This is a genomic window from Flavobacterium flavipigmentatum, from assembly GCF_020911905.1.
Taxonomy (GTDB): domain Bacteria; phylum Bacteroidota; class Bacteroidia; order Flavobacteriales; family Flavobacteriaceae; genus Flavobacterium; species Flavobacterium flavipigmentatum.
Genome location: NZ_CP087133.1, coordinates 1,018,890 through 1,036,691, shown reverse-complemented (window position 1 = coordinate 1,036,691; position 17,802 = coordinate 1,018,890). Strand labels below are relative to the sequence as shown.

Below are 17,802 nucleotides of genomic sequence, written 5' to 3'. Positions count from 1 at the left end.
TTGCGTTTTTTGCGTTGAAAGGATAAAAATGCGAGAATTAATATTTTGTGCTTAAAAAACTTGGAATTTTAACGGTAAGTTCAGAAGAATAACGATAAATTTGTATATATCCTAAAACTATATACAAAAATGATTAAACAGCTTAACAAATCGGTGTTTTGTGCTTTTTCTGTAATGTTGTCCTGTACAGCAATTCAGGCACAAGATGCTAAACCTAAAGAACCGGGTATTAATGTCTCGTACATGAATACGAAAATTAGTCCATCAGAAGATTTCTTTCGTTTTGTAAACGGAACTTGGCTAGATAAAACTGAAATTCCAAGTGACAGAAATTCTTGGGGAAGTTTTAACGAATTAAGACAAAAAACAGACAAGGATGCTCTAGAAATTCTAAAAGAAGCGTCTAAGAATCCAAAGTACAAATCCAACACAGATCAAGGTAAAGCCATCGCTTTATACAACACTATTTTGGATACTGTTGGAAGAAACAAACGTGGTGTAACGCCGCTTCAACCGTATTTGAAGAAAATAGATGCTATTAAAACAGTAGCCGATTTGCAAAATCTTCTTATCGAAATGCAGCCTCAAGGTGGTCTTGGTTTCTTTGGAATCTATATTGGAGCAGATGCCAAAAACAGTAACAAAAATTCTGTTAACTTAACTCCGGGAGCTTTGGGATTGTCTGATAAGGATTATTACAATTCTGATGATAAAGATTCTAAAGAAAAACGTGAGAAATACGAAGTGCACGTGGCAAGAATGTTACAGTTTATCGGAGAATCTCCGGCAAAGGCTCAGGAAAGTGCTAAGCAAATTTTGGCTTTAGAAGTTGAAATGTCTGCACCAAGATTGGATCGTGTTGAGAGAAGAGACCGCAGAAAACAATACAACCCAACAGCTGTAGCCGATTTAAAAAAGAGCACACCTTCTATTCAGTGGGAGAAATATTTTGCTGGAATCGGAATGGCAAAATTAGACACCGTTAATGTTGCTCAACCACGTTATATGGTGGCTTTAGAAAAAACATTCTCAGAAAAGAAAATAGAAGCTTGGAAAGAGTACCTAAAATGGACTGTTTTAAATAGAGCTGCTTCAACTTTAAGCACTGATGTCGAAAATGCTAATTTTGATTTCTACGGAAAGACTTTAACGGGTGCTTTGAAACAACGTCCACGTGACGAAATGGCTTTGCAGGTAATCAACGGTGCAACTGGAGAGGCTTTAGGAAAATTGTATGTAGAGAAATTATTTCCTGCTGAAGCAAAAGAAAAAGCAAAAAATATGATCGCAAATGTAATGTTGGCGTATCAAAACAGAATCAATGCTTTGCCTTGGATGTCTAACGAAACAAAAGCAAAAGCTATTGAGAAACTGAATAAACTAACAGTAAAAATTGGTTATCCTGATAAATGGAAAGACTATTCGGCTTTGACACTTAAAAATGTTAACGAAGGCGGAACTTATTTTGATAATATGAAAAATTTATCAAAATGGGATTATGAAGAAGACCTTGCTAAATTAGGCAAGCCAGTAGATAAAACAGAGTGGGGTATGTCTCCGCAAACGGTAAATGCTTATTTTAATCCGTCTTACAACGAGATTGTTTTTCCAGCAGCAATTTTACAACCGCCTTTTTATAATTATCAAGCAGATGAAGCTGTAAATTATGGTGGAATTGGAGCTGTTATTGGTCACGAAATCTCTCATGGTTTTGATGATTCTGGTGCTCGTTACAACGCAGATGGAAATCTTGTAGACTGGTGGACAGCTGACGACTTGAAGCAATTTACTGCTCTTGGTGGTGATCTTGCAGCTCAATATAGCGCTTTGGAGCCATTACCGGGCATTCATGTTGATGGTAAATTTACTTTGGGTGAAAACATCGGTGATTTAGGTGGTATTAACGCGGCTTACGATGGTTTGCAATTGTACTTGAGATCTAATCCTCATCCGGGTTTAATTGACGGTTATACACCAGAGCAACGTTTCTTTATTTCTTGGGCAACTGTCTGGAGAACCAAATCTAGAGATGAAGCGATAAAAAGTCAAGTAAAAACAGATCCACACTCTCCGGGAATGTACAGAGCTTATGTGCCGGTTCAGAATGTGGATGCTTTTTATGAGGCATTCGGAATCAAAAAAGGAGACAAAATGTATGTAGAACCAGAGAAAAGAGTTAAAATCTGGTAATCTTTTATAAATGTAAAAAACGGCGCTAAATTTTAGCGCCGTTTTTGTTTTAATCTATTTGTTTGTTCTGAAGAAAATAAATATTATTTCAGATGGCTGTAAATATACGTTTGAATCGCCTGTAGTTCTTCGTCAGACATCTCTTTGGTCACCGCAAGGTTTGTCTTCATAACATCATATTGACTTGGGTCTACAATGGGGTCTGCGTTTCCTTTTAGAAAAGTAACAATATCAGCGTTTTTGCTTTTATAAGTTTTTGCAATTTCCTGTATGCTGGGGCCAATTACTTTTTGATCGACCTGATGGCAGGAAACACAATTTCCTTTTCCTTCAAAAATTGATTTTCCTAATTCTTCTAGAGTTGCGGCTGGAGCAGCTTCTTCGGTTGCAATTTGTGAATTATCTATGGTTGTTTTTTCTTCTTTTTTGCAAGATGCAAAAGTTAAAACCGCAGATAAGAATAGTATTTTTTTCATGATTTTTAAGCTGAGTTTAGGGCTGAATTGTTTTCTACTTGTTATTGTGTAAAAGTATTGCCGCTTCTTTTGCAAAGTAAGTCGATATTAAACTGGCTCCGGCTCTTTTGATACACATCAATTGTTCCATCATGATTTTGTCGTGGTCCAGCCAGCCTCTTTCGGCGGCGGCTTTTATCATGGCATATTCTCCCGAAACATGAAAAACTGTTACAGGAACATTTACGGCATTTTTTACTTCGCGCACGATATCCAGATAGGCAATTCCAGGTTTTACCATGACCATATCGGCTCCTTCTTCTACATCAGATAAAGCTTCTTTGATCGCTTCGATACGATTGGCATAATCCATTTGGTAGGTTTTTTTGTCTTTCGGAACCACGACATCCGCTTCTCTTGGAGCACTGTCTAAAGCGTCACGAAAAGGACCGTAAAAAGCAGAAGCATATTTAGCAGAATAGCTCATGATGCCCACATTATGAAAACCCGCAGCATCCAATCCTTCGCGTAAGCGTAAAACACGCCCGTCCATCATATCGCTCGGAGCTACAAAATCTGCTCCGGCTTGTGCATGCGAAACGGCCATTTTTACAAGGGCTTCGTTGGTAATATCGTTGGCAACATCACCGTTTTCGATAATTCCGTCGTGACCGTAAATTGAGTAAGGATCAAGCGCAACATCTGGCATTACGATCATTTCGGGACACGCAGCTTTGATGCTTTTTATGGCTTTTTGCATTAATCCGTCAGCATTCCAGGCTTCTTTACCCATATTGTCTTTTAGCGATTCATCTACTTTTACATAAATATTAACAGCACGAATTCCTAAAGCAAAAAGTTCTTTTATTTCTTCAACAGTTAAATCAATCGAACGGCGATAAATTCCGGGCATTGATGAAATTTCTACTTTATAATTTTCGCCTTCTGCAATAAACATCGGAAACATAAAATCACTTGGGCTTAATGTTGTTTCGCGAACCAAACTGCGTATCGATTCATTCACGCGTAGTCTTCTACCTCTTTGTAATGGGAACATATTTTTAGATTTTAGATTTTAGATTTTAGATTTTGACTTTCTAAAATTATAAGTCGTTTATCTGCTTTCTAAAATCGTGTTGTTGTTTTGTTTTTATTTTTAAATCCAATCAATTGGATTTTCAAGAACGGTTATCAGTTTTTCTTCTTCAGTTCCCACTTCTGGATGATGATCATACACCCATTGCACACGCGGAGGCAAACTCATCAGAATACTTTCTATTCTCCCGTTGGTTTTCAAGCCAAATAAGGTGCCTTTGTCATGAACTAAATTAAACTCAACATATCGACCACGGCGTATTTCCTGCCAGTTTTTGTTTTCTAGAGTGTACGCCAAATCTTTTCTTCTTTCGACAATCGGAACATAAGCTTCTAAGAATGAATTTCCAACTTCGGTTACGAAACTGAACCAGTTTTCCATGCTCATTTGCTCATTTGCTTTGCAATAATCAAAGAACAAACCGCCAATTCCGCGGGCTTCGTTTCTATGAGCATTCCAAAAATAAGCATCACATTGTTTTTTATATTTTGTATAAAATTCAGGATTGTGTTGGTCGCAAGCGTTTTTACAGGTTTGATGAAAATGTTGCGCATCTTCTTCAAACAAATAATAAGGTGTTAAATCCTGTCCGCCGCCAAACCATTGTTCGATAATATTTCCTTTTTCATCGTACATTTCAAAATATCGCCAGTTGGCATGAACCGTTGGTGCCATTGGGTTTTTTGGGTGTAAAACCAAACTGAGTCCACAAGCAAAAAAATCGGCTTCGCCAACGCCAAACATTTTTTGCATCGCTTCGGGCAATGTACCATGAACTGCAGAAATGTTAACGCCGCCTTTCTCAAAAACATTTCCGTTTTCAATCACACGTGTTCTTCCCCCACCACCTTCTGGACGTGTCCAAAGGTCTTCACGAAATTTTGTTGTTCCGTCAACTGCTTCTAATCCAGCACAAATCTGGTCCTGTAATTGTTGTATGTAGGCGTAAAATTTATCTTTCATTGTTGTTGTATTCTGATTTAAGTAAGCCGAAATAAACAGTATTTTCTAGTGAGCCATCTCCATTTCTAAATTCTTCTCGTAAAATACCTTCTTTTTTGAAGTGGTGTTTTAATGCAATGCGCTGACTTGCCAAATTAACTTCTGAAGTGCAAATAAAAACCTTGTTAAGGTTTACATTAAAACAAAAATCAAGTGCTATAGCTGCTAATTTTGACGTAATTCCTCTTCTCTGAAAATCTTCGTCAGTAAAATAACCCAATTCACATTTAGAAATGCGGCTATTGATAGCTTTGACACATAAATAACCAATTAGATCATTAGTTTTAGTATTTCTTGTATAAAAATAGTAACCGTCTTTGTTTTTCTCTTTTTGAAGACTAACGGCAACAAATTCTTGTGTTTTTTGCAACGTAGCACAATCTGATGAGGTTACAGGGAAAGTTTTTCCGATGTGATTTTTATTCTTTTCAATTAGTTTAAAGAACTCCTCGGGAAGAATATTTTCAATTCGGTCTATTTTCCAATCTGTAAAACTCATCTTTATTTATTTTTAGCAGAAGCTATTTTAGTATTAATTCCAAAAGAAAAAACCTTGCTTTCCTGCTGGATATATTGATAAATGGCAAGCGCTTTTCCAAAAAAATCAAATTGTTTTTCTTGGGATAATCCGAACAAAATATCGGCAAATTCCTCTTGCTGAGTCCAATCTAAATGACATTTTTGCAATAAAAGGATCAAATCGTCTTCTGGAATTTCAATTGTTTTTTGCAGGCTTAAACCAAAACTTTTTAGTTGCTCATCGATGAGACTAGTGTCTTCTGCATTCCAAAATTTTGGAACAAAAATTAAGGCATGCAAAGTTCGTAGTGTGTTTTCTAGTCTAATACTTTCCTCGTCTCTTAAGCCTTTGTTGAGCATGGTTTTCCTTTTCCTGCAAGGTTTTCAAAACCTTGTAGGTATTTTTTATTTTGGTTAAACACTAAAATATTTCTAACAGTCCTCTACTGTTTTGAAAATCTTTACAGACAAAACATATTACTCAAAAGTGTAAGTTTCAGCCAAAAGATTGTTTTTTTGATTGTGGCAAAAAAGAAAATTTTCTAAACCTCCAAATAAATCTAAAACTTCGTCACGTACTATTTTTGTTTCCTTATCGGATAAAAAAGCTTGAAATGATGAAAATTTATAGCTTTTAAAGTCTAAATTAAAATAATGTGTCGGATTCAAATGAACGTAAAGAATTAATTGTTTTAAATAATTCTCATCCTTTAATTTTATTCTTTTAAAATGTTTTTCAAAAAGACTGCCAGTTCTATTTTTTTGTTTATTGAACGCCTTAGCATAAGAATTGAAAAAATTTGAAAGTAATTGAGTGACTTCTTTTTCCTCAGTATTTAATCGAACGACCAGATGAAAGTGATTACTCATAAGACAATAAGCCAAAATAGATATTTTATCTTCAGAATATCTTGATAATTGATTTAAAAAATAAATTTTATTATTGTCATTTTCAAAGATCGTAACTCCATCAATTCCCCGATTATAAATATGATAATAACAATCTTTCTCTAAAACTTCCAATTTCATACTGTTATTATGTTTTCCATATTCGAAAACCTTTTAGGTATTCTTATAGTTTCTGGTAAACTTATTTATACCTACAAGGTTTTAGAAACCTTGCAGGAAGTTGAACGACAACCGAAAAATTAAAACTAATTCCCGTATTCCTTCACCGCATCAATAAATGCTTTGGCGTGATCTACAGGGATGTTAGGTAGAATTCCGTGACCTAAATTTACAACATATTTATCTTTTCCGAACTCGTCGATCATTTCGTGAACCATTTTTTTGATCGTCGGAATAGGAGAAAGCAACCTTGACGGATCAAAATTTCCTTGTAATGTAATGTTTCCACCAGACAAATAACGCGCATTTCTAGGCGAGCATGTCCAGTCTACTCCCAAAGCCGAAGCTCTGCTTTTACCCATTTCGCCAAGTGCAAACCAACATCCTTTTCCGAAAACAATAACTGGTGCGTTATCTGCCAAAGCTTCAACGATCTGGTTGATGTATTTCCATGAAAATTCCTGATAATCAACAGGAGAAAGCATTCCTCCCCAAGAGTCAAAAATCTGAACGGCATCTACTCCTGATTTTACTTTTTCTTTTAGATATAAAATCGTGGTGTCTGTAATTTTTTGCAACAAAGTATGCGCAGCTATCGGATTTGAAAAACAAAATCCTTTGGCAGTATCAAAGCTTTTAGAGCCTTTTCCTTCAACGGCATAACAGAAAATCGTCCAAGGCGAACCTGCGAAACCAATAAGTGGTACTTCGTCATTCAGCATTTCTTTGGTGAGTTTGATGGCATCCATCACATAACCAAGGCTTTCCTGAATGTTTGGAACAAAAACGCGATCAACATCTGCTGTTGTGCGAATTGGATTTGGTAAAAACGGACCAAAATTTTCTTTCATCAACACTTCAATTCCCATTGCTTGCGGAACCACCAAAATATCCGAGAATAAAATCGCTGCATCAGGCGCAATTCTTCTAATAGGCTGAACAGTGATTTCTGCAGCCAATTCCGGAGTTTGACAACGGGTAAAGAAATCATATTTATCACGTAAAGCGATAAATTCTGGTAAATATCTTCCGGCTTGGCGCATCATCCATACTGGCGGACGTTGAACAGTTTCTCCTTTTAGTGCTTTTAAAAATAGGTCGTTTTTTAACATTTTTTTATTGCTTTAGGCTTTAAGCTCTTGGCTTTAAGCGTTGTTTGTCTTGATTTTTTGCTTTTGGCAGATTGCCTAAAGCGTATTGGTATATTGAGTAATTACATCTTCTATAACGTCTTCAACCGTGGGCTGATCAGCAATACTGATGTTTTTTGTAATTTTATCTAAAGCTTGAGCGGTGGTTTCGCCAATACAAAAGCATTTTTCTTTTTTGATGGAATTGTCTTTGAGGTAACTTTCAACACCGGACGGACTAAAAAACAGAATCGCATCGACAGCCGTTTTTATCTTTTGAGGTGTCAGGGTTGTTTCGTACACCTGAATTTCATTCAGTTTAATATCTGCTTCTTTTAGTGCTTTGGGTAACGTTTCGCGTCTCATGTTTCCACTAAAAAAAGTATAGCTCTCATTACGGTAAATCAAAGTGATGATTTCGGCCAAATCTGAAGCATAACCAGTGTAAGCCACCACATTAAAACCGTTTTCCGACAGTAAAATTTTTGTTTTAAGTCCGACGCAAAAAACATTTTTGGTTTTTAGTTCTTCTACTTTTGGATTTGATAAAACGCTCAGAACAGCATTTTGGCTCGTGAAAATTAAATTGTCGTTGAGGTCTTTTATTTCGAAAGCATTATTTTCGGTTGTAATAAAATCTGCTTCAATTAGTTCAAAATTCGCTTTTTGTAAAGCTTGCTTCTGAATGCCTGAAAGCACTTTTGTAGATAATATTTGAATTGACTTATTCATTATTTTTTCAAAGATTCTTTAATGGTTTGCATCAATTCAGCTCCGCCAGAGTTTAAAATTTCTTGGGCAGAGTAGAATCCTAGTTTTTTCCATTCTTCAATGGCAACTGTTTTGTCAATTTCGAGTTTTTGTTTTCCGTCAACAGAAAGTAAAATACCTTGAAAACGCAAAGTGTCTTCTTCTTCGTCATAGCGCACCAGTGCACCAATTGGCGCTGTACAGCCACCTTCTAATGTTCTTAAAAACTGGCGCTCGATATAGGTACAGATTTCGGTTTCGATATGATTTAATTGAGATAGGGCATCCAGGGTATAATTGTCGTTTTCCATGGCTACAACCAGCATTGCTCCTTGTGCAGGCGCTGGAATCATCCAATCTAAATTGATATAATTTTCGGGAGTAAGGTTGATGCGCTCCAGACCTGCAGCGGCAAAAACAGCGCCATTCCAATCGCTATCTTGTAGTTTTTGCATGCGAGTATTTACGTTTCCACGTAAATCGACTACGGTATGATGCGGGTATTTGTTGAGCCACATAGCCTGACGGCGTAAACTTCCTGTGGCAACTGTACTTGGTTGGTTCTCGAAATCAGGATTTCCTTTATGAACCAGAATATCCAAAACATTGGCTCTTTCTAAAACTGCCGCCTGAACAATTCCTTTTGGTAAAGCCGTTGGCACGTCTTTCATAGAATGAACCGCAATATCAATATCGCCGTTGATCATGGCAATATCTAAGGTTTTTGTAAAAATACCGGTAATACCAAGCTCATAAAGAGGTTTGTCTAAAATAATATCACCTGTCGATTTTACAGCAACAATCTCGGTTGTGTAACCAAGATCATTTAATTTTTTTTGAACCGTATGTGCTTGCCATAAAGCGAGTTCGCTGTCTCTTGTGCCTATACGTATCGTTTTTTCTGCCATTTTTGTTTTTTCTGCCATAATTAAAGAATTTCAGGAACTTATTCCATAATGGTGTAACTATGACGCATTATTTTCTGAAATTCAATGCAATTTAGAATAAAAATATTACTTGACTACTGCTTCAATTTTAAATATTTTTTCTATCATTTCGATGCATTCATCTACCATCGTGTTTTCTTCTTTGAGGTGATTTGCAAAATGAGTGGTAATTTTATGAATAATTCTGTTGCTGATAATTTCGGCTTGTTCTTCATTAAAATCAGCTATTTTTCTACTTTGAAAATCCAATTCCGAGTTTTTGATGTCGTTAAGTTTGGCTTTCAAAGCATTAATAGTTGGTGCAAATTTTCTGCCTTTTGTCCAGGTGTTGAATTCGTCTTTTATTTCTTCGATAATAACTTCGGCAGCAGGAATGTGTGTTTTTCTTTTTTCTAAAGTTTCATCGGTTAGTTGCGACAAGTAATCCATGTGAATTAGCGTTACGCCTTCTATTTCGGTAACATTTTCATGTACGTTTTTAGGAATCGATAAATCTAAAATAAGCAAAGGCTTTTTAAGATTTAAGATGGCTTTGTCAACCGTTGGGTTTTGAGCACCAGTGGCCACTACCAAAACATCTGCTTTTTGTATTTCTACTTCCAGATCAGAATAATCTTTTACAACTAAATCCAGTTTTTCGGCCAATTTTTCGGCTTTGTCTTTGGTTCTGTTGATCAGGATGATTTGTTCGTGTTTGGTATGTTTTACAAGATTTTCACAAGTATTTCTACCAATTTTTCCTGTTCCGAAAAGTAAAATATTTTTGTTGGCAATATCTTCTACATTTTTGATGATGTATTGAACAGAAGCAAAAGAAACTGAAGTGGCACCAGAAGAAATCTCCGTGTCTGTTTTGATCTTTTTGCTGGCCTGAATCACAGAGTTTACTAAACGCTCCATGAAAGTATTTATTAAACCATTGGATTTACTTTGGTTGAAAGCATTTTTTATTTGACTTATAATTTCAAAATCACCTAAAATTTGGCTGTCTAATCCTGTTCCTACACGAAACATGTGATTGATCGCTTCCTGATTTTTATAAATATAAGCTACTTCCTGAAATTCTTCAACAGATCCGTTACTGTTTTCACAAAGCAATTTGATTAATTCATAGGGATGATTAGCAAAACCATAAATTTCGGTTCTATTGCAAGTTGATGTAACGATCAGCGACTCTATTCCTTCGGCTTCGGCCTGCATTAATAAGATAGATTGAGCTTTGGCATCCAGGCTAAATTTTCCTCTTATTGTTGCATCTGCTTTTTTGTAACTTAAACCTAAAGCGTAAAAAGTGCTGTTTCTGGACATGTTAAAGTTTTCCATAATTATACTTTCCTTAAAAAGTTCAACAAAATTATTATTAACTATTTTATAAAAACAACGCTGTAAGTTCTTTTTGTATCGCTTCAAGAAAAATTGATTCAAAATCGTAATTACAAAAACGGTTTTTATTAGAAATATAGAGAAATCAGGTGTTTTTTGACTATTTATATAGATTTGTTCTAAATAAGGCTGCACGCTGACTTCTATAGTATGTACGAAAAAATATCGCTTAGGGTTCTTTCAAAGTGGTATTAAAATACTTTTTTTGATCGTTTTTTAAAAAACCTTTAATAACGATACTTCATATTTAATGAGCAGCAATATTATTGCCTTGCTTTTGAAAGAGTTAACGCTATAAATTGCGTATTAAATAAAAACGCTACCTGTAGAAGGTAGCGTTTTTGACTTTGGAAAAGAATTATTTTTGAACGATAGGAGTTCTCAATGATTCTAGAACAGCCACAATATCAGTGTATAATTCTGTGTTTGAAGCTACTCCGTTAGCATTTGCTGCTGCTCCTACATATCCTACGAATTTTGTATAATCTGCAGTGTTCGATTTTGTTCCCATACGTGGATTCATTGCTGGATCATGCGCAGCTACCATGTTTAAACCTGAGTAAGTGTTTACTGCATTTGTTCCTCCTGTATTAAAAGAGAAGAAATCGGTTAGATTATCAGACAATTTTGCAATGCTGGTAGCCTGAGTATTTCCTGTCTCTGCCAAAACTGGAGCAAAATGTGCTTGTAAATTTCCTGCAGCATTTGCTTGAACATCAGCAACAATAAGTCCGATTGTAGAGTTTACTACTTTACGAAATGACAAACGTCCTTGCTCAATCATTTGTCCTGAATTATCAGGATCTGCAACCATTGTTGTTCCGCCTAAACGTGTGTAAATTGATGCTTTTACTGGCTCTGTTGGCGTTGAATCATCGTCATTGCTGCAAGAAGTAAATGCTGCTGACGAAACTAATAATACACTTAGTGTAATTCTTGAAAAATTTCTCATAATAAATAGTATTTAAGGATTAATTAAAAAATTGATTTATAGATTTAGACATTTTATAACTAAAACTATTCTGATCTACTGGACAAACTTCTTTGCTGGCTAGATTGGCTGGTAAAATATATCGTTTGGCTTCGTAAGGTCTTTTGCTCATTAATTCGTTGAATACTTTCTCTGAATTAGTGATTTTGTTGTTATGGAAATACACCACAACATTTCTTTTAATAATAATAGAATCAGAGGTCAGGCCTTTGATTGATCTCAAGTCAGCGCTAATTTGTTTAGCTTGCAGCGAATCGATATTGTTTTCAAAATCAATACGACTCACTTGTAAGTTCGGACTCTCGTATACCGCTGGTTTGGCTGTGATGATGTGAAAAAGCAAAATAGCGATAAACAGCAAGGCCGTTCCTCCCAGGATTAGTAGTCCTTTTTTGATTGTTTTATTCATTTTCATAAGTTTTAAGGTTCTGAAATCTATCTACGAGCGTTTTTCCTGTCTGGTTTTGCGAATACTGTTAAGATGTTTAATTTAGAATTGTTTTAAATACCAAAAACTGTCGAATATGGCATTAAAAAGCTAAAATTTTTAGAAAACCCTAAGAAGGTTAAATCCAAAAAACACATCTCCTTTTGTCCAGTCTCCTGTGGTTTGAGCAAGATATCCTGCTTCGTGAATTCCTTGAGAACTAGTAAAATGCATCTGGAAAACGTGCCCGCCAGTTTCTAAATCAAAGCCTACAGAGAGTGGATTTTTGTAGATAGAATTTGATGCTCTGTTTAAATGTGCAGCATAATCAACATTTAGTGACCAACGTTTAGATAATTTGTAACGACCTCCAAGCCCAACCGCATATTGCGTATTATCCTGCTGCACGTTATCTACAAAGTTTTCATGAAACATCGTTGGCGCTACTTCTAAAGATAGTTTTTCGGAGAATTTTCTGGAAATCAATAATTGACCTACATAAGTAAAACGATTGTCAAAAGTTAGTTTCGGGTAAAGACTTTCTTTCAGCGTATTGTTGATCGCCAAACTTGTAAAACCGGCAACGGTTACTGGAAAACCATTAGTAGTCTGATTAAGCAACGTATACTTGGTAGAAAAATCATAAGCCAATTCGCTTCGGGCAGCACTAATGGTAAGCCATTGTGTCAATCCGTAAACAAATTTTAGTTGCGTGTTGGCATTATCCAAACCAAAGAATCCTTCAAAACCATCTTTTACAGAACCAAATCGATGGGCTACTATAAAATACAGATCGCCTTTTGCGGCTAGTTTGGTCGATTCTAAATTGACAATTTTTAAGCCCTTAAAGGCAGATGTTACTTTTTCGTTGCGAGTCGCAGTATCCATTCCGTCCAGAAGATCATTTTGTGCAAATGATGCCAAAGGGAATAAAAACAATAAGAGTATAAGCTTTTTCATAAAATATAATTTTGGATTGTTAGAAATTGTTTTTTTTTATTATTCAATAATGGAACTCTGGTCCATTTTAAATTCGTTTAGTAATTCATCATAGCCAAGAAATCGTCCTTTGATGCTGATTTTTTCGCCAGCAATAATGTTTTCAGGCACACTGTCATTAAAAGTTGCTAAGAGTTTTTGTTCTAGAATAAGTGCTTTGTCCTCATTCTCAACTGCTGTTACCTGTGCTGTCAACTCAATAGTCTTATCTTGATATTTCAGTAATGCAAGACTGTCGTTTTTAGCAAACTCCTGTTCTAAGTCAGAAATGCTCATTACATAAGAAGCCTTTTCAGTACTAATGTTTCTGTGGTCTTGATAGGTATAAAAATAAACTGCAGCAGCTGTGGTCAATACAATTAATGTTCCGATGAATATCTTTTTTTTCATGAGATCGATTTTTAGAGGTGTTTTCTTATCTACGGTAAAACGGTAAGATTGGTTTCGCCCGCAAAAGAAACCTTCACTTAAAAAACTAGAATGAACATTATACCGTATATGAAATCAGTGAGTTGTTTTTATAATTCTGCAGAGTTGTGAAAACATTTTTTTAAATTAAAAATCAATTATTATGAAACCGAAAAACCTTTTCTCTGTTTTGGCATTCGCTACTTTATTAATAGGATGCAGTGATGACAACCCTGATACTTTGATGGAAGACACTCCAATTTCTGGAGCAGTAACCTACAATCAAAACGTAAAATCTATTATCGACAATAATTGTATTTCCTGCCACGCGGCAACACCAAGAAATGGAGCTCCAATGTCTTTAGTTACGTACGATCAAGTAAAAAGTGCTGTTCAAAACCGTGGGTTGTTAAACAGAATTTCATTAGAAAACGGCAACAGTTTATTGATGCCACAAGGAGGGCCAAGATTGCCTCAGACCACAATCGATATCATCTTAAAATGGCAGCAGGACGGATTGTTAGAATAACAATCCGGCAAAAAATACTATGAAAAAAATATTACTTATCACCATGTTATTGGTGTCTCTGATCGTTTTTTCGCAAGAGAAACTGATCACCAAAACGGCAACAATATCGGTTGAAGCATCTGTGCCTTCTTTTCAGCCCGTTAAGGGAACCAATACTAATGTCACTTTTGTTCTGAATAGAAGAACAGGAGAAATTGCAAGTTTGGCCATGATGAAAGGTTTTCGTTTTGAAATCGCTTTGATGGAAGAACATTTTAATGAAAATTATATGGAAACGAATACTTATCCAAAAGCAGTGTTTAGAGGACAAATACAAGATTTTGACGCCAACAGTCTGACAGAAGGTTATAAAGATTTTATCATCAAAGGAAAATTAGAACTTCATGGCAAAACCAAAGACGTTAGTGTAAATGCAAAAATTACCAAATCAGGTCCTCGAATTACTATTTTAACCGATTTCTCTGTCAACGCAGATGATTATGGCATACCAATTCCGGCACTTATTAAGTATAAATTAGACAATAAAGTCAATATTCAGATTATTGCTGTTTTAAAATAAAGGGCATTAAAAAGAAAGTTTGAAAGACCAAGTTTGATCTAAAAAGTTGTAAAATCTTTTCGAAATAATAATTTTAAAAGCAAATGATATGAAAAAAATCATCGTAATAGCCATTTTAGCATTCTCTAATTGGGCGATTGCTCAGGAAAAGCTAGTTTGTAAATCAGGAATTATCACTTTTGAAGCTTCTGTTCCTTCTTTTGAAGAAGTAAAGGCGACGAACAAAAGTGTTACTGTAGTTTTGAATCCTGCAACGGGAGAAATAGCAAGTTTGGCTTTAGTAAAAGGATTTCGGTTTAAAGTAGCGCTGATGGAAGAGCATTTTAACGAAAATTATATCGAAAGTGATCAATATCCGAAAGCTACTTTTAAAGGAAAGTTAGAAAATTTTGACAGCAACAGCCTAACCGCGACGCCAAAAGATTTTACGGTTAATGGAAAACTTGAACTTCACGGAAAAACAGTGGCCATCAAAACGGTAATAAAAATGAGTAAATCGTCGGGGGGAATCAATATGTTGTCTAATTTCTCCGTAAATGCAAGCGATTTTAACATTGCTATACCTTCGGTAGTCAAAAACAAAGTGTCTAATAAAATCAATGTTCAGCTCAATGCGGTCTTGAAATAAGGTGCTAAACAATAAACATTTTATAATTTTAAGGCGAAGTAAAGAATAAACCATCAAAAAGATTTAATTTTGAAAGACCAAATCTGGCGTTTCACCAAAAGACGTTATTTTTAAGTTGAATAAAGGAAATCAAAAAAATGGAAGAAGAAATAAAAATTGACGATGATTTTATTTTAATTCGTTTTCAAAATAATACTGATGAGGTTTTGACCTTTCAACGTCCCGTTCAATTGGGGTTGATACAATTTCATTTCGGGTTAAAAGGAAGTGCCAACTTCATTTTTAACCAACGTAATTATGTGCTCAATCTCAAAGGAGAAAAAGCATTATTGTTTTACAATACCGAAAAAGAATTGCCTCTAAACGTAGAAATTGCGCCAAAATCCTGGTTGATTTCAATATTCGTTTCCATTAGAAAATTTCATGGATTGTTTACAGACGATGCAGAACATATTCCTTTTTTGAGCAAAGAAAATCAAGAAAAAAAGTATTATAACGAGAGCGATATTAGTCCGTCAATGGCGATTGTTCTGAACCAAATGTTTCATTACAATCTTAATCCATCCATAAAAAATCTGTATTACAAAGGAAAAGGATACGAGTTGCTGAGTCTTTTTTTTAATCGAAATGAAGATCCTGATGCAGAGCAATGTCCTTTTTTGGTGGATGAAGAAAATGTATTGAAAATTAAAAAAGCCAAAGAAATTATCATAGCCAACATGGCCGAACCACCTGGATTACAGGAACTTTCTGATCAGGTGGGCCTGAATTTGAAAAAACTAAAAATGGGTTTTAAGCAAATTTATGGCGACACGGTTTATGGTTTTTTGTTTGATTATAAAATGGATTTTGCCCGAAAATTACTTGACAGCGGATCTTATAATGTTAACGAAGTAGGCTTGAAAATTGGTTATAGCACCGGAAGTCACTTTATCGCAGCCTTTAAGAAAAAGTTTGCCACAACTCCAAAAAAATATTTGATGTCGATCAATCCAAACATTCAGTAAAGAATCGATTTCAGATATTAAACAATAAATAAAAAATAGTTAATCACAATTTGAAAAAAAGTAGGTTTAAGTACTTTTGTTTGAATAAAAAAAGATAACATGAAAGGTGTATTATTAGTAAATTTAGGTTCTCCGGAAAGTCCAACTCCCAAAGATGTAAAACCATATTTAGATGAATTTTTAATGGACAAATACGTGATTGATGTTCCGTTTTTGTTGCGAGCATTATTAGTTCGCGGTATTATTTTGCAAACAAGACCTAAAAAATCGGCCGCTGCTTATGCTAAAATCTGGTGGGACGAAGGTTCTCCTCTTGTTGTTATTTCTAAAAGGATGCACAGTAAAGTACAAAAATTAGTAGAGGTTCCAGTTGCTCTGGCCATGCGTTACGGAAATCCTTCGTTATTGTCTGGTTTACAGGAATTGCATGATAAAGGCGTGAATGAAGTGTTGCTTTTTCCTTTGTACCCGCAACATGCTATGGCGTCTACAACTACCATATTAGAACTGGCAGAAGAATTGCGTAAAAAACATTTTCCTGAAATGAAATTTACAATTGTTCCTGCATTTTATAACAAACCAGATTATCTGCAAAATCTTGCCGATTCTATCAAAGGTCATTTAGAAGGCTACGATTACGATCATTTATTATTCTCGTATCACGGAATCCCAGAGCGTCATATTCGTAAAACAGATATCACAAAATCGCATTGTAAAATTGATGGTTCTTGTTGCAATACACCTTCACCAGCACACGAATTTTGTTACCGTCACCAATGTTACGAAACTACCAAACAGGTTGTAAAATTATTGGGTATTCCAGAAGGAAAATACAGCCAGACTTTTCAGTCACGACTGGCGGGAGACAAATGGTTAACACCTTACACAGATGTAGAAGTGAATAAAATGCCTGAAAAAGGAATTAAGAACTTGGCAGTGGTAACGCCAGCATTTGTATCGGATTGTTTGGAAACTTTGGAAGAAATTGCCATGGAAGCCAATCATGAATTTAAAGAGCATGGAGGAGAAAACTTCAAAGCTATTCCTTGTTTAAATGATAGTGACGACTGGTGTAAAACAGTAGGTGTCTGGATTAATGATTGGGTTGAAAAAAAATAAAATAAAAAGAAAACGACATAAATGGAATATTACAATTACTTAAAATCGTTGCATCTTATCTTTGTAATCACTTGGTTTGCAGGATTGTTTTATATCGTGCGATTGTTCGTTTATCAAATAGAAGCCAATGCCAAACCTTCTCCTGAAAAGGAAATTTTGCAGGCACAATTCAAAATTATGTCGTATCGTTTGTGGTATATTATCACTTGGCCTTCGGCAATTTTAGCCAGTATTTTTGCTTTTTGGATGTTGTTTTTTACCGATTTAGGAAACGCTTGGCTTAAAATGCCGTGGATGCACGTAAAACTGTGTTTTGTTTTTTTGTTGTATTTGTATCACTTAAAATGCCATCAGATTTTTAAACAGCTTCAAAACAATGAAGTGAAATATTCTACTAATTTTATGCGTTTATGGAATGAAGGAGCGACCATTATACTTTTTGCAGTGGTTTTTTTGGTTGTTCTAAAAAATGCCTTCAACTGGATTTATGGCGTAATCGGAATCTTTTTATTCTCGATTTTAATAATGTTAGGATTCCGATTTTATAAAAGAATACGCGAGAAAAAATAGTTTAAAGTTTCAGGTTTAAAGTTTT

The 17,802-nt window shown here is 35.2% G+C and carries 21 protein-coding genes; 7 read left to right on the top strand and 14 right to left on the bottom strand.

Going from position 1 to position 17,802, the window contains the following annotated elements; all coding sequences use genetic code 11:
* Positions 1 to 129 precede the first annotated feature (129 nt).
* Positions 130 to 2,190, top strand: a complete 2,061-nt coding sequence (locus LNP22_RS04920) for a M13 family metallopeptidase (protein ID WP_229975598.1) — start codon at positions 130 to 132, stop codon at positions 2,188 to 2,190.
* An 83-nt stretch (positions 2,191 to 2,273) separates the two neighbouring features.
* Here LNP22_RS04920 and LNP22_RS04915 read toward each other — a convergent pair whose 3' ends face one another.
* The 14 genes from LNP22_RS04915 to LNP22_RS04850 form a co-directional block, all read right to left on the bottom strand.
* On the bottom strand, positions 2,274 to 2,666 hold the full coding sequence (locus LNP22_RS04915; protein ID WP_229975597.1) for a c-type cytochrome: 393 nt from the start codon (positions 2,664 to 2,666) through the stop codon (positions 2,274 to 2,276).
* Between the two features lie 34 nt (positions 2,667 to 2,700).
* The gene (gene hemB / locus LNP22_RS04910; RefSeq protein WP_229975596.1) at positions 2,701 to 3,702 is read right to left on the bottom strand and encodes a porphobilinogen synthase; all 1,002 of its coding nucleotides are present in this window, start codon (positions 3,700 to 3,702) and stop codon (positions 2,701 to 2,703) included.
* A 99-nt stretch (positions 3,703 to 3,801) separates the two neighbouring features.
* The gene (gene hemF / locus LNP22_RS04905) at positions 3,802 to 4,704 is read right to left on the bottom strand and encodes an oxygen-dependent coproporphyrinogen oxidase (protein ID WP_229975595.1); all 903 of its coding nucleotides are present in this window, start codon (positions 4,702 to 4,704) and stop codon (positions 3,802 to 3,804) included.
* Positions 4,694 to 5,242 (bottom strand): GNAT family N-acetyltransferase, encoded by a 549-nt coding sequence (locus LNP22_RS04900; protein WP_229975594.1) that lies wholly within the window; start codon positions 5,240 to 5,242, stop codon positions 4,694 to 4,696. The genes hemF and LNP22_RS04900 overlap by 11 nt, the downstream gene beginning before the upstream one ends.
* A 2-nt stretch (positions 5,243 to 5,244) precedes the next feature.
* Positions 5,245 to 5,622, bottom strand: a complete 378-nt coding sequence (locus LNP22_RS04895; RefSeq protein ID WP_229975593.1) for a hypothetical protein — start codon at positions 5,620 to 5,622, stop codon at positions 5,245 to 5,247.
* A 117-nt stretch (positions 5,623 to 5,739) separates the two neighbouring features.
* Positions 5,740 to 6,291: a transposase gene (locus LNP22_RS04890; RefSeq protein ID WP_229975592.1), complete on the bottom strand. Its 552-nt coding sequence runs from the start codon at positions 6,289 to 6,291 to the stop codon at positions 5,740 to 5,742.
* Between the two features lie 125 nt (positions 6,292 to 6,416).
* Positions 6,417 to 7,442 (bottom strand): uroporphyrinogen decarboxylase, encoded by a 1,026-nt coding sequence (gene hemE, locus LNP22_RS04885; protein ID WP_229975591.1) that lies wholly within the window; start codon positions 7,440 to 7,442, stop codon positions 6,417 to 6,419.
* A 75-nt stretch (positions 7,443 to 7,517) separates the two neighbouring features.
* Positions 7,518 to 8,192: a uroporphyrinogen-III synthase gene (locus LNP22_RS04880; RefSeq protein WP_229975590.1), complete on the bottom strand. Its 675-nt coding sequence runs from the start codon at positions 8,190 to 8,192 to the stop codon at positions 7,518 to 7,520.
* Positions 8,192 to 9,118, bottom strand: coding sequence for a hydroxymethylbilane synthase (gene hemC / locus LNP22_RS04875; RefSeq protein ID WP_229976354.1), 927 nt, complete (start codon positions 9,116 to 9,118; stop codon positions 8,192 to 8,194). The genes LNP22_RS04880 and hemC overlap by 1 nt, the downstream gene beginning before the upstream one ends.
* A 105-nt stretch (positions 9,119 to 9,223) precedes the next feature.
* The gene (gene hemA, locus LNP22_RS04870; protein ID WP_229975589.1) at positions 9,224 to 10,480 is read right to left on the bottom strand and encodes a glutamyl-tRNA reductase; all 1,257 of its coding nucleotides are present in this window, start codon (positions 10,478 to 10,480) and stop codon (positions 9,224 to 9,226) included.
* A 418-nt stretch (positions 10,481 to 10,898) separates the two neighbouring features.
* A complete protein-coding gene (locus LNP22_RS04865; RefSeq protein ID WP_229975588.1) occupies positions 10,899 to 11,492 on the bottom strand; it encodes a globin family protein in 594 nt (197 codons plus the stop codon).
* 19 nt (positions 11,493 to 11,511) lie between these two features.
* Positions 11,512 to 11,940 carry a hypothetical protein gene (locus LNP22_RS04860; protein ID WP_229975587.1) on the bottom strand — a complete coding sequence of 143 codons (429 nt, stop codon included), beginning with the start codon at positions 11,938 to 11,940 and terminating at the stop codon, positions 11,512 to 11,514.
* A 138-nt stretch (positions 11,941 to 12,078) separates the two neighbouring features.
* Complete coding sequence (locus LNP22_RS04855; protein WP_229975586.1) at positions 12,079 to 12,918, bottom strand: DUF5777 family beta-barrel protein; 840 nt, start codon at positions 12,916 to 12,918, stop codon at positions 12,079 to 12,081.
* Between the two features lie 39 nt (positions 12,919 to 12,957).
* Positions 12,958 to 13,347 carry an OB-fold protein gene (locus LNP22_RS04850; protein ID WP_229975585.1) on the bottom strand — a complete coding sequence of 130 codons (390 nt, stop codon included), beginning with the start codon at positions 13,345 to 13,347 and terminating at the stop codon, positions 12,958 to 12,960.
* A 181-nt stretch (positions 13,348 to 13,528) separates the two neighbouring features.
* Between LNP22_RS04850 and LNP22_RS04845 the strand changes: the two genes are divergently transcribed.
* The 6 genes from LNP22_RS04845 to LNP22_RS04820 all read left to right on the top strand — a co-directional run bounded on the left by LNP22_RS04845 (position 13,529) and on the right by LNP22_RS04820 (position 17,777).
* Positions 13,529 to 13,894: a hypothetical protein gene (locus LNP22_RS04845; RefSeq protein WP_210666936.1), complete on the top strand. Its 366-nt coding sequence runs from the start codon at positions 13,529 to 13,531 to the stop codon at positions 13,892 to 13,894.
* Between the two features lie 19 nt (positions 13,895 to 13,913).
* On the top strand, positions 13,914 to 14,453 hold the full coding sequence (locus LNP22_RS04840) for a YceI family protein (protein WP_229975584.1): 540 nt from the start codon (positions 13,914 to 13,916) through the stop codon (positions 14,451 to 14,453).
* Between the two features lie 88 nt (positions 14,454 to 14,541).
* Complete coding sequence (locus LNP22_RS04835; protein ID WP_229975583.1) at positions 14,542 to 15,081, top strand: YceI family protein; 540 nt, start codon at positions 14,542 to 14,544, stop codon at positions 15,079 to 15,081.
* Positions 15,082 to 15,218: 137 nt separating this feature from the next.
* Positions 15,219 to 16,088 carry a helix-turn-helix domain-containing protein gene (locus LNP22_RS04830; RefSeq protein ID WP_210666933.1) on the top strand — a complete coding sequence of 290 codons (870 nt, stop codon included), beginning with the start codon at positions 15,219 to 15,221 and terminating at the stop codon, positions 16,086 to 16,088.
* A 99-nt stretch (positions 16,089 to 16,187) separates the two neighbouring features.
* Entirely contained in the window at positions 16,188 to 17,207 is a 1,020-nt protein-coding gene (gene hemH, locus LNP22_RS04825) for a ferrochelatase (protein WP_229975582.1), read from the top strand.
* A gap of 21 nt (positions 17,208 to 17,228) precedes the next feature.
* The gene (locus LNP22_RS04820; RefSeq protein ID WP_229975581.1) at positions 17,229 to 17,777 is read left to right on the top strand and encodes a CopD family protein; all 549 of its coding nucleotides are present in this window, start codon (positions 17,229 to 17,231) and stop codon (positions 17,775 to 17,777) included.
* Positions 17,778 to 17,802: the final 25 nt, after the last annotated feature.